Source organism: Flavobacterium sp. UGB4466 (assembly GCF_903469665.1).
Classification (GTDB): Bacteria; Bacteroidota; Bacteroidia; order Flavobacteriales; family Flavobacteriaceae; genus Flavobacterium; species Flavobacterium lipolyticum.
Genome location: NZ_CAGKLC010000002.1, coordinates 11,502 through 27,530 on the forward strand (window position 1 = coordinate 11,502; position 16,029 = coordinate 27,530).

Sequence of the window (16,029 nt, forward strand, 5' to 3'; positions counted from 1 at the left end):
ATAAATGGAGCAAAAAATCACTTTAGAAGAAATTCAAAATTTTAAAGGCAATTATCCGAAACAATTATGGTATTTGTTTTTTGTCGAAATGTGGGAGCGTTTTTGCTTTTACGGAATGCGTGGGGTTTTGGTTATTTTTATGGTCGATCAGCTTTTCTTGAAAGAAGATCATGCCAGCGAGCAATATGGTGCTATTCAGGCTTTTGTATATGCCTTTACTTTTATTGGAGGTATTTTTGCCGATAAAGTATTAGGATTTAAAAAATCGTTGTTTTTTGGAGGAATCGTCATGATTCTGGGGAACCTTTTGATTGCTATTGCGCCTCATGATTTCTTTTATTACGGAATTGCTTTTTCTATTATTGGGACAGGTTTTTTTAAGCCCAATGTTTCTTCAATGGTCGGAGAATTGTATCGTGAAGATGATGGTCGAAGAGATGCAGGTTATGGGATGTTTTATGCCGGTATAAATGTTGGCGGACTTTTTGGTGGTGCTTTGTGTGTGTATTTAGGGAAGTTTTATTCTTGGCAATTGTGCTTTTTATCCGCTGCAATTGTAATGTTTTTAGGGTTGATCACCTTTTTATTTACTAAAAAATATTTAGGACCAATTGGTGATTCTCCGTTATTGAATTTAACACCGCAAAAGAGACGAATTCGTGAGATAGCCGTATATGTTGTGTCTATTTTGAGTTTGCCTTTTATTTTTATAATGGTTAAGAATACGAAGTATACGGATTATTTTATGTATACTATTGGTACAGTTGCTGTTTTGTACTTTGCTTATGAATTGTTTAAACTGGGAGATTCTAAATTGCAAAAGAAGCTTTTTGCTGCTTTTCTGTTTGTATTTTTCTATTTCCTGTTCAATTCTATTTACGAACAAAGTGGTGGATCGTTATCGCTTTTTGCAAAAGATAATTTGAATAATAAATTGTTGTTTTTTACAATTGATCCCAACGTTGTGAACAACAGTTCGAATACTTTTTTTGTAGTAGTTTTAAGCCCGCTTATTGGTTTGTTGTGGATATGGTTAGGGAAACGGAAAATTGAACCGAATACTTTAATTAAATTCGGAATTGGGTTTTTATTCCTGGCAGCTTCTTTTTACATCTTCTATCTGACCAAATTCTTTGCCGATGCTAACGGAATTGCTTCATTGAATGTCTTTACGTTTGCTTATCTGATAACCACTATCGGAGAGCTTTGTTTAGGACCAATCGGAATGTCAATCATTACCAAATTATCTCCAAAAAGATTATTCGGAATGATGATGGGGTTGTGGTTCCTGGCAAGTGCTTTTGGACAGTTGGCTGCGGGTAAACTGGGAGCCGAGATTTCCAGATCAAATACCGGCGACACCTTGATTTCTAAATTGCAATCGTATACAGAAGGTTACTATCAACTGGCTATTTATTCGCTAGTTGCGGGCTTGATATTATTAGCAATTTCGCCAATTATTAGAAAATTAATGCAAGAAGTAAAATAGACGACATTTTACGATTCTTTTTTTGTTTAAATTTGTGTGTAAAATAAAAGGATATGAAAAAAATATTTTTAATAACGCTTTTTTTAGCGGGAGCATTTGTAACGCAGGCACAAGAGTTAAAATGGTATACGGATGTTAAAGAAGCGATCACTGTTAGTAATAAAGAGAAAAAACCTCTGTTAATGTTTTTTACCGGAAGTGACTGGTGTGGGTGGTGTATTCGTTTGCAGAATGAGGTTTTAAAAACGGCTGAATTCAAAAAATGGGCTACCGAAAATGTGGTGTTGGTTGAGCTTGATTATCCAAGAAGAACACCTCAGACACCGGAGCTTAAAAATCAGAATAATGAATTACAGCAGGCATTTGGAATTCAGGGATTCCCGACTATTTATTTCACAAGCGCTGAGTCAAAAGACGGGAAAGTGAATTTTAAAGGATTGGGGCAGACAGGATATGTTGCCGGTGGTCCGACCGCCTGGTTAACAGTTGCTGAGGGAATTGTACATCCTAAAAAATCGTAAAGAAAACATTAAATTACAATTATAGTTCAAAAAAACTCCTTGCCTTTTGGTAAGGAGTTTTTTTGTTTCGTAAGAAAAAGTAATAAGTAAACCCGTGCTTATTGTGTATTTTGTAATTTATTTTGGTTAAAAAAACACATAATATATTTTTTGTATTAATAAAAATTGGAAAATTAAAATATTATGTTAATTTCGTCTTAATATTCTAACCAAAAACCAATTTAATATGACCAAAAAAATACTTATCCTACTGTTTTTTTTAGGTTCAATTTTTATGCAGGCGCAGAATTTAGTTTGGAAAACAAATATGACGGATGCTATTGCGCTTAGTAATGAACAGAAAAAACCAATGTTAATTTTATTCACTGCCTCAGGTGTACCGGAAAATCTTCAGAATGAAATTTTTAAAACTCCAGACTTTGCGGTTTGGTCCCGTGACAACGTTATTCTTGTAAAACTTGATTTGTCTGACAGTACAGCTGATGAAAGTGATAGAGAACAAAAGCTCAAATTGAAAAGTGCTTTTGGAGTGGAGGACTTGCCTGAAGTTTGTTTTGCAAGTGCTTCGATTAGAAAAAATAAAACCACATTTAGCGCTTTAGGAAAAATTGCGTATAAACCGGGTGGTGCAAAAGCCTGGATTGCGGAGTCAAATGCAATTTTGCATTCAAGTGAGTAGTAAGATTTAAATTAAGTTTCTTAGTTTAATTTGTAGATTCCCTTTTTGCTCTTGGGCGAGAAGGGATTTTTTTTGAAAGGTTGATCCGGATAATCAATAGTTTTGTCATTTAAAAGGGTATTTTTTTTTATTTTCTTAAAAATCCAATACTTTATTAGTGAATTTAAATTTATGTTACTTTTTTAACTTATTTTATTTGGTTTTTACTTGTTTGGTGAAGATATTGTGTTAATTTAGTCGCATTAACCTGCTTAAAAAACCAATTTAGTATGAACCGAAAACTACTTATTTTATTACTTTTTTTAGGTTCGTTTGGCCTGCATTCGCAAAATTTGATTTGGAAGACAGATATGAATGATGCTATAATGGCGAGTGATTCACAAAAACGGCCCTTATTAATTTTTTTCACTGCTGCCGGAGTTTCGCAGAGATTCCAGAGTGAAATTTTTGTTACACCTGATTTTGCAGTATGGTCACGTGATAATGTCATTTTGGTAAAACTGGATATGTCAGATACAGAAGCATCTGACATGGTAAAAGAGCAAAATGTCAAGTTAAAAAACGCTTTAGGTATTCAGGAACTTCCGCAAGTATGTCTTTTAATGGCTTCTGTTCGAAAAGGCAAAACTACTTTTAATAACTTAGGATTGGTTCCGTACAAACAAGGCGGGGCGAAAGCCTGGATTGCAGATGCAAATTTAATTTTGAATCCGTAAGTCTTGTAGAACAGGACGAACTATTCTGTCTTTTCGGACTAAGTTTGATTAGTTTAAAGAATAAAATCCCTTTTCGGCTGTGGCATGAAAAGGGATGTTTTTTTTACGGCAACTGCTTTTCCAGATTTTTTGAATAGAGTAGGAATTCGATGCATCTGCAATTATAATTTTAGGATGCAGCTCTTGCAGAACACGGTCTAAATTGATTTTCGGGGATTGAATTAACAATAATAGGTCAGGTTGAGAGCTGATTTTATAAACTCCGGAACTGTCAATTACTAAGATCTTTTTTCCATTAAAATAGAGCAGGTTTTTGATGCTGACAGTAGCGCTTAATTGACTAAAATCACTCGACAAATAAGAACTTAGAAGAGTTGCTTTTGAGGATTGAAGTAAAAGAGTATCATTTGAAAACACTTTGATACAACCTCCATTTTTCTGAGAAATTATAGAGTTGTTTTTAGTATGATAAACGATCATTTCACGTTGGGTTCCGGTTTCTCTTTTGGTGTAAATCATAGAAAGCTGAAACGCTATAACTGAAATCAATACAGCGAACGTTGTAGGGTAATTTTTTTTCTTGCCCCAGATTATGGCAGAAATAATTAGAAAGTAAGAGGAGATAAGAAGACAGAAGTTAAAGCTAATGTTTTGGATAACAAACCACTTGAGCGATGCAATGTAATGGATGGTATAATTTAAAAGGAAAATACTTTTTTCAAATAGCTCAGTGAGGACCATTGGAGGAGGACAAAAAACAGCAATAAGCAATACTAGGATCCCGGCAATCATGATGAAAGATAATATAGGGATCATAACAATATTGGTAACGAAAAATAATCCCGGAAACTGGTGAAAATAATACAAGCATAAAGGTAATGTGCCTATTTGGGCAGCAAAAGAAACAGTTAGTGCGTTCCAAAGGAATTTTGAGATTTTAAGCTTTGGAGACCAGATACTGTTTAAGAGAGGTTGTAGCCAAAGAATGAAAAACAAAGCAAAATAACTTAACTGAAAACCAACATCAAACAAAAAGTAAGGCTCGAAGAGCAGAATTAAAAACAAAGAGACAAGTAAAGTATGATACGTACTTCCTGTTCTTCTTAGATGGCTGCCAATAGCAAGAAAAGAAAACATGACAACAGAACGAAGTACCGACGGAGATAATCCTGAGATTACGGCAAAAAGTGCGAGAGACAGCAGTATTGAAATCAATTTTAATAAAGAGCCCTTTCGTGTGTTGGGAACAGGTTTTAAAATAAAACTAATGAACAGCATGATAAAACCAACATGAAGACCGGAAACCGACAGAATATGTGTAGCTCCTGAGAACTGATAATCCTGAATCAAATCATTTGAAATTTCTTGTCGCTGTCCCAATATAAGAGCAAGTGCAACGTTCATTTCCGTTTGACGAAAACCTGTTTTTTTCAGATTATTATAAATTCTGGAGTGTAAACGTCCGCAGTAATACCAGATGTCTTTTTGAAGTTTTTTATTAACCGCGATTTCTTTTTTATTGAGATACAACTGACCATAAATCTGTTTATCTGAAAGGTATTTTTGGTAGTCAAACTGATTTGGGTTTTTATTCGGACTAGTACGTTGTAAAATGGTTTTGACTTTTATTATGTTTCCAATAATAATTGGATTTTCAGCACTGTCCTTTTCTATATTTACAAGAATTTTTCCGGAGTAATTCCTATTGTTAATTTTCTTTACCTGCACATAGTAGCGGTCGCTGTATGCGTTGCTTTTTAGTTTTTCGCATACCACAAAAGTTATCGTTTGCGGAGAGCCAAAAACTTCTTTACAATGACTGTAGTTGGATTCTTGCAGCGATTCTGTATGAAGTAAAAGCGTTGCAATGCCAATAAGGAAAGAAATGAAAGAGATGCTTATTCCAAAATAGATACTTCGCTTATTGTTTTTTTGAAGAGAAGAGTAAACAAGTAAAAAAGTAAGAAAACCAAGAACAAAAACAGAAGTTGTTACCGTGAATTTTGATGGATAATAATAAGCAGCCAAAATGCCACAGCTAAACCAAATGGTAATTTTAGTTAAAGGAAAATCTAATACTTTCATAAGTCAAAAGTATTAAATTTGTAAGAAAAAGAACATGTATGTTGTTTGATTATTCTACTACCCTGTTGATTTGAGCAAATGAATTTTGATAATAGGGTTCTTTAGTGGATGAAATAATAACTCCTTTTGAGGTAGAAGAATGGACAAATTTGATCTCATCTGATTTTACTTCTACAATCAGTCCAACATGATTAATCTGTTTGCTCCTGTTTGTTCTGAAGAAAATTAGATCTCCTTTTTGGGCGTCATTAAATTTAATAATTCTTCCCACCTTAGCCTGCTCAAAAGAGTTTCGGGGTAGTTTTATATTTTCCGACTGAAAAGTGGTAAACACTAATCCGGAGCAGTCATAGCCACTTTTTGTGGTGCCTCCGGCTTTGTATCGCACCCCAATATTGTCTGTAGCGTGTTTGATTAAATGTGTAACCGTATAGCTGTTTTCCCGCTTTGATTCTTTGTTGCCCACCGCAGTTGAAGCCGATTTACAGGAAGCAAAAAGGACAGTGATGAGTATTAAATAATATATTCTTTTCAAAGCAAGAAGTTTTAAACGTTTTTTAAATCAGCTACAATAAGCTTTGCTGTTTTTTTACTGGCTCCGACACCTCCCAGTTTTTGCTCTAAGATGTCATAATTCTTTAACAATTTTTCGCGATAATCAGAAGTCAGTAATTTTTGTAATTCTTCTTTAATTCGTTTCGTGTTGCATTCGCTCTGAATTAATTCTGTAACCACTTCTTCATCCATGATTAAATTGACAAGTGAAATATATTTTAGCGTGATAATGCGCTTGGCAATTTGATAGGAAATGGCACTTCCTTTGTAGCAGACTACTTCAGGGATTTTAAAAAGAGCCGTTTCCAATGTCGCAGTTCCGGATGTTACCAAAGCAGCGGTTGAAGAGCGTAACAAATCATACGTTTTGTTCGATACAAATTTGATGTTTTTATTGCTGATGAATTGCTGATAAAACTCAAAATCCTGACTTGGAGCACCGGCAATTACAAATTCATAATCCTGAAAATCATCCACAACGCTTAGCATCACACTCAGCATTTTTGTGATTTCCTGTTGACGACTCCCGGGTAGCACCGCAATAATAGGTTTCTCTCCCAGTTGGTTTTCTTTTCTGAAGGTTGTTTCGTCAAAAGAGGGCTGATTCTGAATAGCATCAATCAGAGGATGCCCTACAAAATCTACAGGAAAATGATGTTTGTCTTCGTAAAAGCTTTTTTCGAAAGGTAAAATCACAAACATTTTGTCAATATCATTTTTGATTGCCTTGATGCGATTCTCTTTCCAGGCCCAGATTTGCGGCGAAATATAATAGTGCGTTTTGTAATGTAACGCTTTGGCCCATTTTGCAATACGCATATTAAAACCGGGATAATCTATAAAAATCAAAACATCAGGTTGAAATGCTGTGATATCTTTTTTGCAAATTTTAATATTGTTTAATATGGTTTTTAAATTGAAAAGAACTTCAACAAACCCCATGAAAGCCAGTTCGCGGTAATGTTTTACCAGAGTTCCGCCGGCTTTTTGCATTAAATCACCGCCCCAAAATCTAATTTCAGCCTGAGGATCTTCTTCATATAATGCTTTCATTAAATTAGAACCATGTAAATCTCCTGACGCTTCACCAGCTATTATGTAATACTTCATATTGATTTTTTTGAAAGTGTGTTTCCAACTTTAAACGCAAAATAATTTTTGCGGTACAAAGATAAGATTTAAATAAATAAAGTTGAAATCGCAAGAACAATGACTGCTAAAACAACGCCTCTGGCCATCAATTCCTGGTTCGTTTTTAGAAGAATACCAAAAACGGCCAAATCTAAAACGGTACCGATTGTGATTACTTTTCCGAGATATCCTTGTTGTTTGATGGTTTGAATTCCCGTAAAGAAATCAAATTTGGTAAAAAACGAAACAAACACAAAACTTCCAAGCAAAGCCGTGAAAATTCCAATAACAAAGCCTATAATAATGTCTTTTTTAGTCATTTAATTTCCAGGTATTCAGCTGCTGCATGGTATGATGAGCGGTCAGATCAAACTGTACCGGAACAATTGAAATGTATCCGTTTTCTAAAGCCCATTCATCGGTATCCTCGCCCTGATCTTCGTTTGTGAATTTTCCGGTAAGCCAGTAATAATCTTTCCCGAATGGAGTTTGTCTTTTGTCAAACTTCTGTGCATAGTAGGCTTTTGCCTGACGACAAATTTTTATTCCTTTAATTTCTTCTTCTTTTAATTTCGGAAAATTTACATTTAAAACTACACCAGACGGCAACTTGTTTTCCAAAGTTTCTAAGGTAATTTTTTTAACGTACGACTTGATTTGCTCAAAATCGGCATTCCAGTCAAAATCCAGTAAAGAAAATCCAATTGCCTGAATCCCTTCTATACCGGCCTCTACGGCAGCACTCATCGTACCGGAATAAATCACATTTATAGAAGAATTTGACCCGTGATTAATCCCAGAAACGCACAAGTCTGGTTTTCTTTTTAAAATTTCATTCACGGCCAGTTTAACACAATCTACAGGAGTTCCTGAGCAGCTATATTCCGTTACCACATCTTCTTCTTTAGAAATTTTGTCAAGAAACAAAGTATTATTTATGGTAATGGCATGACCCATGGCACTCTGAGGTTTATCCGGTGCTACTACTACGACTTCACCAATAGTTTCCATCACACTGATTAAAGCTCTGATTCCGGGAGCTAAAATGCCATCATCGTTGGTAACTAATATTAGGGGTTTCTCATTTTTCATGCTAAAATCGTAAGGTTATATATGGGAATTAAGCAAATGTAGTGACAGATTTCGGTAGAATACGAACAAAAAGAACAAAATTTGTCAACTAATTTCAAGAAGATTTTTGCGCGTCAAACATTTTTATACCTTTAACAAAAAATTATAGCGGGCTTGGCTTTGTTGGCACAGTTTTTACCGTAACTTAGATTAAAAAATTTGATGAATGCTATTATTAAGTTTATGAAAAGAAATTATAAAATACTTATAGCCGTATTATGCTTGTCATTGACGTTGTTTGCCTTTAAAATAAATGCAGACAAATCAGTAGATCCGGATCCGAATAGAGATAAAACACTTTTAGAATTATTAGCATTTGTTATTGAAAAAGGACACTACAGCCCGGCAGAAATAAATGATGAATTCTCTAAAGGAATTTTTAAAGATTATATCGAAGCATTAGATCCTTCGAAGAGATTCTTCCTGCAATCGGATATTGACGAATTCAAACAATATGAATTGCAATTGGACGATCAGTTTTTGAATAAAGACTTAACGTTCTTCAATCTTACCTATACAAGATTGATGAAACGAATGGAAGAAAGCAAAAAACGTTATAAGACCATTTTAGCACAGCCTTTCAACTACGATATTGATGAGACTTTTAATGCGGATTATGACAAATTGCCGTATGCTAAAAATACAGCAGAGATTAACGAAAGATGGAGAAAACAGATCAAGTTATCGACACTTTCTTCACTTGTTACCAAACAAAAATTAGAAGAGGATAAAAAGAAAACAGACCCTAATTATAAGGAGAAAACTTTTGAAACTTTGGAAAAAGAAACGCGTGAAAGCTCATTGAAATCTTTAGATGACAATTTTAGTCTGATTAAAGATTTGAATAAAGAAGATTGGTTCTCCGTATATGTAAATTCAATCATGACTCGTTTTGATCCCCATACCAGCTATTTTGCACCTGAAGATAAAGATCGTTTCGATGTTAATATCAGTGGAAAACTGGAAGGTATTGGTGCAAGACTGACTAAGAAAAATGATTTTACTCAAATTGATGAGTTAATTTCAGGAGGTCCGGCATGGAAAGGAAAACAACTTGAAGCAGGAGATTTAATTCTAAAAGTTGCCCAAGGAAACGAAGAGCCTGTAGATGTTGTGGGAATGCGTTTGGACGATGTTGTGAAAAAAATCAAAGGGCACAAAGGAACAGAAGTTAAACTTACCGTTAAAAAAGTAGACGGTACAATTAAAATCATTTCAATCATCAGAGATGTAGTTGAAATCGAAGAAACATACGCAAAATCCAGTATTGTAGAAAGAAACGGATTGAAGTACGGAGTAATTTACCTGCCTAAATTTTATATCGATTTTGAGAACAAAGACGGTCGTGATGCTGGAAAAGATATTGCTCTTGAAGTAGAAAGACTTAAAAAAGAAGATATAAACGGTATCGTACTTGATGTGCGTGACGATGGAGGAGGATCTTTGTCGACTGTTGTTGATATTGCCGGTTTATTTATCGAAGAAGGACCAATTGTTCAGGTGAAATCTGCAGGGAAAAAGAAAGAAGTACTGTACGATAAAGATAAAAAAGTGGAGTGGGACGGACCATTAGTAATTATGGTAAACAGTTTCTCTGCTTCGGCTTCAGAGATTTTGGCAGCAGCAATTCAGGATTACAAACGAGGGGTTATCATTGGTAGTAAACAAACCTACGGAAAAGGAACAGTTCAGAATGTTCTGGATTTGAATCAATTTGTTCGTAATGCAAATTATGGCGATTTAGGTGCTTTGAAGATTACAGGACAAAAGTTCTATAGAATTAACGGAGGTTCTACTCAGTTAGAAGGAGTTCATAGTGATGTGGTAATGCCGGATCGTTATGCCTACTTAAAAATGGGAGAGCGTGATATTGATAATGCTATGCCTTGGGACAAAATTGATCCGGCGGATTATAGCACATGGCATTCGAATACAAATTTTACTAAAGCAATTGAAAGCAGTAAAAACAGAATTGCTCAAAATGCACAGTTTAAATTGATCGAAGACAATGCGAAATGGATTGATGTTAAGAATAAGGAGAATACTTATAGTTTAAATATCAAAAGCTTTAAAGCTACTCAGGAACAGGTAGAAACTGAAGGTAAAAAATACAAACCAATTTCAGATTACAAAAACAATTTGGTTTTTAAATCATTGCCTTACGAAGAGCTTGAAATGAAAAGTGATGCTACGTTAAAAGAAAAAAGAGAGGCTTGGCATCAGGCATTGTCTAAAGATGTTTATGTAGAAGAAGCATTGAATGTTTTAGATGATTTGCAAGTAAAAGGTGTGGTAAGAAACAGCGCCACAACTAAGATCAAAAGAGATAAATTAGTAAAGTCTTAATACTGTAAAAGGATTAATTTGTTAGGAAAACGCTCCAAAATGTATTTTTTGGAGCGTTTTTTGTAGATTTAACGGTACTCTACAGATGTTGGAAACCAGATAAAAATATATTTGACTGAAAAAATGAAAAATTATATCCTTTTGAGTTTATTGGGATTTGCGCTGTTATCCTGTAAAAAAGAAATTAATGAAAGTGTAAAACTGCCCGAACAGGAGAAGCAGACTCCATTTGTTTCGAATCAAAGCAGTTCCGATTCCGTATTTACAGTGGCATATTTGCCGACTTCTACGACCCGACAAATTGTAAAACATAACTATTACACATTGTCCTACAATGAAAAATTTGAACAGGCAGAATGGGTTGCTTATGAATTAAAGAAAGAATATCTTAAAAATGCCGACTATAAGCGCCCTTATTTTATTGAAGATCCAAAAGTAACGACCGGTTCGGCAGATTGGAGGAATTATAAAAAGTCGGGTTATGATAAGGGGCATCTTTGTCCTGCGGGAGATATGGAGTTTAATGAGAGTGCTTACAATGATACTTTTTACACTTCAAATATTTCACCACAAGATCACGATTTCAACAGCGGAATTTGGAACAGACTGGAGCAGAAAACACGTTATTGGGCTGAAAAGTATCATGACATTTATGTAGTGACAGGAGGAATTCTGAAAGATTCGGATAAAAAAATAGGAACAGAAAAAGTATCTGTTCCTAGGTATTTTTATAAAATTATCCTGGTCAAAACCGGAAAGGAACATAAGGCTATTGCTTTTTTAGTTCCGAACAAGGATAGTGATAAGTCGCTTTATGATTTTGTGGTTCCAATTGAGACTCTTGAGAAAATGACCGGAATTGATTTCTTTCCCAATTTAAAGAATCTAAAAAGTAGTAAAGATTTCTAGAGTGACAAACATTAGAGACGGCTTTTAGGTTTTCCGGGATTAAAAAGGATAAAACTCAAAAAAGCTAAAATCCAGACGCCGAATCCTCCATAAAGTAAGACCATTTCGAAACCATGGGCAAGAGCCAGGTGCAGAATCGATGAAGCTGAGTCTGTTATTTTTAATTGTGGATATTGTTGATTAAGAGAAGAAAAGTTTCCTATTGCTGCTTTTTCGGCTATAGCATACAGCGTTTTTCTGTCTATGGTTCCTGATAAAGAAGTATTTAGATAATAGAAAATTCCGTTCACCAGAATAAAAGCCATTAAGGCAATATTAATAGCTAAAGTGATCAATCGGGCACTCATGTCTATTCCTGATGCCATACCGGAGCGGTTTGCAGAAACGGAGCCTGTGGTGGTATTCGTGACAGGCGTATTGGTCAGTCCTAATCCAATACCGGCCAGTAAAGAACCTGGAAGCATCGTTAGCCAGCTGGCATTTTCTATACTACAGCCATACTTCATAAGTATAAAACCTAATCCGATTACAAACAAACCTAACGGAATTACAATGCCTGAACGGTAGCGCGCTGATAGGTATTCTGCAAAAGGAGGAATGACCAAAGTGGGCAGTGTATAGGCAAGTAAGGAAAGCCCAACGGCTACAACATCATAGTGGAGATAACTTTGAAAATAGATGGGCAAATAAATGATGAAGGGCCAAAAGCTGAAATTCATACCGATAGACCCCAAGATAGCACCGGAAAAGTCACGTATCTTGAATACTGAGAGGTCAAACATCGGATAGGGATTTGTTTTTTCGACACCAATAAATAGCATAAAACTAAGTGCCGTCACTCCTAAAAGACAAAGAGCCGTAGGGCTTGTAAACCCAAGATCCGGTCCCTGCGTAATATAATACGTTAGCCCAAACACGGCTATGGACAATGTAATCATGCCCCAAATATCTATTTTTTTTGAGTTGGTATCTTTAGATTCATTAACGTAGCCGTAAATAAGAATCGCAGTAAGAATTGCTATTGGAAAATGTACCAGGAACACCCATTTCCATGATAGTAGCGCCAGGATTGCTCCGCCTATTATGGGGCCAAAACCTAATCCGATACCGAGAATAATTCCCCAGGCACCGAAAGCTCTGCTTCGTTCTTTTCCTTCCTGAAATTGGTAGGATAAAGCGGCTACCTGACAAATCAACATGGCACCCCCGCTTATTCCCTGAAAAAATCGGCTTATAACTAGTAAAACTACATTTTGTGCCAAACCGCAGATTAAAGACGAAACTCCAAATAAAATGGTTGTAATGATAAGAACCTGTTTTCTTCCGTATCGGTCTGCCAGTGTTCCGGCAGCCATTAAAACGGTAGTGCAGCCTATGGTGTAAATGTTCATAATCCATTGCATGTCTTTAAGGCTTGCATTCAGTACTTTTTCAAGTGTTGGAAGGATGACTGGTACACTTGAAATTTCAAGTGAAAACATTAAATTGGCAAGACAGATGGCAATTAGAGCGATATTGTTTTTGCCGGAGTTAAATTTTTGGTTCATTTTTTTTATTTAATTTTTAGTAAAAATAAACTGATTAGGGTTATTTTTTCAGTACAATTAAAGGTTAAAGAAGTATTTTTGCAACATGAGAAAAGAAAACTTGCATCAATTAGTTGAAGTGATTTATAAAAGAGCTGATCAATGCCCATTGGTAAATTCACAACTTAGTTTTTTTCAAATGGTATATGTTATTTCGGGTTCAGGACTTCTTCATATTAATGGAAATGCAATTTCTTATCAAACCGGAAATCTTATGCTATTGACACCAAATGATTGCTATTCATTTGATATTGTTAACACAACAGAGTTTTTGTTAGTGAAGTTGAATAGTGAATATGCTAAAGAATATAAATCAAAAAGTATCGATCACGTCGAATGTTTATTTCATTATGCATCACATTTGTCAGGTTGTATTTTGAGCCGAAAAGCAGATGAATACCTTGTTAAATCAATAGCGGAATCATTATTACATACGATGGACAATAAAGATATTTACGATGAAGATTTAATTATTCACTACGTAAACGCACTTATTGTTATTGCTGCCCGGAACATTGCGAAAATAAAACCCTCAGGTGTAAAGGAGAGTGCTGATAAAAGGGTTTTGGAAATTATCAATTACATTCAGACGAATATTTTTTATCCACAAAAACTAAAAGTGTTGGTAATGGCCAAGAAGTTTGATATATCAGATACTTATTTGGGGAGCTATTTTAAAAATCATAGTGGAGAAACGATTCAGTCTTTTGTTTCAAATTATAAGATCCGATTGATTGAGCATCGGCTAAGTTTTAGTGATATGAGAATTAATGAAATTGTGGATGAGTTTGGTTTTTCCGATGAAAGTCATCTTAATAAGTTTTTTAAGAAACATAGAAATGTTAGTCTGACTGCATACAGAAAGGCTAAGGTTTCAGTGAATTAATTTTTCTAACGAAAAAAATATCTTTAAAAAGGGGTATTAAAAAAGCCGAAGAAAATCTCCGGCTTGTATTTTTTTATTTCTTGCAGACCTTAAAAAGTAGTCAAAGTTTTTAATTCAGCAATAGTCTGAGTTGGGTTTTCGGCTTTAAAAACAAAGCTTCCGGCAACCAGAACATCAGCACCGGCTTCTACTAATTGTTTGGCATTTTTACTGGTCACACCACCATCAATTTCAATAATGGTCGAAGCATTTTTACGAGTAATTAAGGCTTTTAGCTTCTCTACTTTAGTATAAGTGTTTTCGATGAACGACTGACCTCCAAAACCAGGATTTACGCTCATAATGCATACTAAATCAATATCGTTGATTACATCTTCTAATAAATCAATATTAGTGTGAGGGTTAATTGCAACTCCTGCTTTCATTCCTTCAGCTTTGATGGCTTGCAATGTTCTGTGTAAGTGTGTGCAGGCTTCATAATGTACGCTTAGGATATTGGCCCCTAAATCGGCAAAAGTTTTAATGTAACGATCCGGATCAACAATCATCAGGTGTACGTCTATCGTTTTTTTAGCATGTCTCGAAATAGCTTCTAAAACCGGCATTCCGAAAGAAATATTCGGAACAAAAACTCCGTCCATAATATCAATATGAAACCAGTCGGCCTGACTGTTGTTGATCATTTCGATATCACGTTGCAAATTAGCAAAATCAGCTGCCAGAACAGAAGGAGCAATAAGTGTATTCTTCATTGTGTAGTTGTGTGTTGTGTTGTTTTTTTTGCAAAGTTAATTTTTTTAATCGCAAAGCTCGCAAAGATTTATGCAAAGTTTTTATGTTTTGAGTTGAGTAATAAATTCAGAAAGCGGTGTGCTTTTAAAAGTCTGATCTTTAAAAAGTGTTGCAGAAAAAAAATAAAATAAAAAACTCCGGTAATCAGCCGGAGTTTCAATCATCAATCAAAAAACGAACAGTCAATCAAACTGTTGTTTGCTTTGTCGTCCAATATAGGTAGTTTTGAAATAAATTCCAAATTCCGACAAAATAATCGGAATTTGGAATTGCTATAATTGGAACTTTGGAATTTATCCAAGATAAGTTTTAAGAATTTTACTTCTTGAAGTATGTTTTAATCTACGGATTGCTTTTTCTTTAATCTGACGAACACGCTCACGAGTTAAGTCGAAAGTTTCTCCAATTTCTTCTAAAGTCATTGGATGTTGATCGCCAAGACCAAAATACAAACGAACAACATCAGCCTCTCTTGGAGTTAATGTCTCTAGTGAACGCTCAATTTCAGTACGTAATGATTCGTGAATTAATTCTCTGTCCGGGTTTGGAGATTCTCCTGAACGTAAAACGTCATAAAGGTTAGAATCTTCACCTTCAACAAGAGGTGCATCCATTGATAGGTGACGACCAGAGTTTTTCATAGACTCTTTTACGTCATTTACAGTCATGTCAAGTTCTTTTGCAATTTCTTCAGCAGAAGGCGGACGCTCGTTAGATTGCTCTAATAAAGCATACATTTTGTTGATTTTATTGATAGAACCGATTTTGTTTAATGGTAAACGAACAATACGAGATTGTTCTGCCAAAGCCTGCAGGATCGATTGACGAATCCACCATACAGCATAAGAGATGAATTTGAAACCACGAGTCTCATCAAAACGCTGAGCGGCTTTAATTAAACCTAAGTTTCCTTCATTAATTAAGTCAGGAAGAGTTAATCCTTGATTTTGATATTGTTTAGCAACCGATACAACGAAACGTAGGTTAGCTTTTGTTAATTTTTCTAATGCTCTTTGATCACCGGCTTTTATTCTTTGTGCTAATTCTACCTCTTCATCGGCGGTAATTAGGTCAACTTTTCCAATTTCTTGTAGGTATTTGTCTAATGATGCAGTTTCACGATTGGTTACCTGCTTGGTGATTTTAAGTTGTCTCATGTTTTTTGTCTCCTCAATTTTTAAGTGTACAAATGGTTATACGTAA

Annotated in this window: 15 protein-coding genes; 7 read left to right on the top strand and 8 right to left on the bottom strand. The window is 35.0% G+C overall.

The window, feature by feature from the left end:
* Positions 1-4 precede the first annotated feature (4 nt).
* The 4 genes from JO950_RS00765 (at position 5) to JO950_RS00780 (ending at position 3,405) form a co-directional block, all read left to right on the top strand.
* Positions 5-1,489 carry a peptide MFS transporter gene (locus JO950_RS00765; RefSeq protein ID WP_202700617.1) on the top strand — a complete coding sequence of 495 codons (1,485 nt, stop codon included), beginning with the start codon at positions 5-7 and terminating at the stop codon, positions 1,487-1,489.
* A 53-nt stretch (positions 1,490-1,542) separates the two neighbouring features.
* Positions 1,543-2,010 carry a thioredoxin family protein gene (locus tag JO950_RS00770; protein WP_017494796.1) on the top strand — a complete coding sequence of 156 codons (468 nt, stop codon included), beginning with the start codon at positions 1,543-1,545 and terminating at the stop codon, positions 2,008-2,010.
* A 226-nt stretch (positions 2,011-2,236) separates the two neighbouring features.
* Complete coding sequence (locus JO950_RS00775; RefSeq protein WP_202700618.1) at positions 2,237-2,689, top strand: thioredoxin family protein; 453 nt, start codon at positions 2,237-2,239, stop codon at positions 2,687-2,689.
* 269 nt (positions 2,690-2,958) lie between these two features.
* The gene (locus JO950_RS00780) at positions 2,959-3,405 is read left to right on the top strand and encodes a thioredoxin family protein (RefSeq protein WP_202700619.1); all 447 of its coding nucleotides are present in this window, start codon (positions 2,959-2,961) and stop codon (positions 3,403-3,405) included.
* Between the two features lie 48 nt (positions 3,406-3,453).
* Here the strand turns inward: JO950_RS00780 and JO950_RS00785 are convergent, their stop codons facing one another.
* From JO950_RS00785 to surE, 5 genes are all read right to left on the bottom strand, one after another.
* Complete coding sequence (locus tag JO950_RS00785; RefSeq protein ID WP_202700620.1) at positions 3,454-5,490, bottom strand: ComEC/Rec2 family competence protein; 2,037 nt, start codon at positions 5,488-5,490, stop codon at positions 3,454-3,456.
* A gap of 49 nt (positions 5,491-5,539) precedes the next feature.
* Entirely contained in the window at positions 5,540-6,025 is a 486-nt protein-coding gene (locus JO950_RS00790) for a C40 family peptidase (protein WP_202700621.1), read from the bottom strand.
* Between the two features lie 11 nt (positions 6,026-6,036).
* Complete coding sequence (lpxB, locus tag JO950_RS00795) at positions 6,037-7,155, bottom strand: lipid-A-disaccharide synthase (protein WP_202700622.1); 1,119 nt, start codon at positions 7,153-7,155, stop codon at positions 6,037-6,039.
* Between the two features lie 68 nt (positions 7,156-7,223).
* Positions 7,224-7,496, bottom strand: a complete 273-nt coding sequence (locus JO950_RS00800) for a hypothetical protein (RefSeq protein ID WP_202700623.1) — start codon at positions 7,494-7,496, stop codon at positions 7,224-7,226.
* Positions 7,489-8,268 (bottom strand): 5'/3'-nucleotidase SurE, encoded by a 780-nt coding sequence (gene surE, locus JO950_RS00805; RefSeq protein ID WP_202700624.1) that lies wholly within the window; start codon positions 8,266-8,268, stop codon positions 7,489-7,491. Before surE ends, JO950_RS00800 begins: the two co-directional genes overlap by 8 nt.
* Positions 8,269-8,469: 201 nt before the next feature.
* Between surE and JO950_RS00810 the strand changes: the two genes are divergently transcribed.
* Both JO950_RS00810 and JO950_RS00815 read left to right on the top strand, forming a co-directional pair.
* Positions 8,470-10,653, top strand: a complete 2,184-nt coding sequence (locus JO950_RS00810) for a carboxy terminal-processing peptidase (protein WP_202700625.1) — start codon at positions 8,470-8,472, stop codon at positions 10,651-10,653.
* A 123-nt stretch (positions 10,654-10,776) separates the two neighbouring features.
* The gene (locus JO950_RS00815; protein WP_202700626.1) at positions 10,777-11,562 is read left to right on the top strand and encodes a DNA/RNA non-specific endonuclease; all 786 of its coding nucleotides are present in this window, start codon (positions 10,777-10,779) and stop codon (positions 11,560-11,562) included.
* Positions 11,563-11,573: 11 nt separating this feature from the next.
* Here JO950_RS00815 and JO950_RS00820 read toward each other — a convergent pair whose 3' ends face one another.
* A complete protein-coding gene (locus JO950_RS00820; RefSeq protein WP_202700627.1) occupies positions 11,574-13,109 on the bottom strand; it encodes an MFS transporter in 1,536 nt (511 codons plus the stop codon).
* A gap of 85 nt (positions 13,110-13,194) precedes the next feature.
* On the opposite strand from JO950_RS00820, the gene JO950_RS00825 reads away from it, so the two are divergent.
* The gene (locus JO950_RS00825; RefSeq protein WP_202700628.1) at positions 13,195-14,034 is read left to right on the top strand and encodes an AraC family transcriptional regulator; all 840 of its coding nucleotides are present in this window, start codon (positions 13,195-13,197) and stop codon (positions 14,032-14,034) included.
* A gap of 89 nt (positions 14,035-14,123) precedes the next feature.
* Here JO950_RS00825 and rpe read toward each other — a convergent pair whose 3' ends face one another.
* Together rpe and JO950_RS00835 are read right to left on the bottom strand one after the other, a co-directional pair.
* Entirely contained in the window at positions 14,124-14,786 is a 663-nt protein-coding gene (gene rpe, locus JO950_RS00830; RefSeq protein WP_202700629.1) for a ribulose-phosphate 3-epimerase, read from the bottom strand.
* Positions 14,787-15,119: 333 nt separating this feature from the next.
* Complete coding sequence (locus JO950_RS00835; protein ID WP_007804760.1) at positions 15,120-15,983, bottom strand: RNA polymerase sigma factor RpoD/SigA; 864 nt, start codon at positions 15,981-15,983, stop codon at positions 15,120-15,122.
* Between the last annotated feature and the right edge of the window lie 46 nt (positions 15,984-16,029).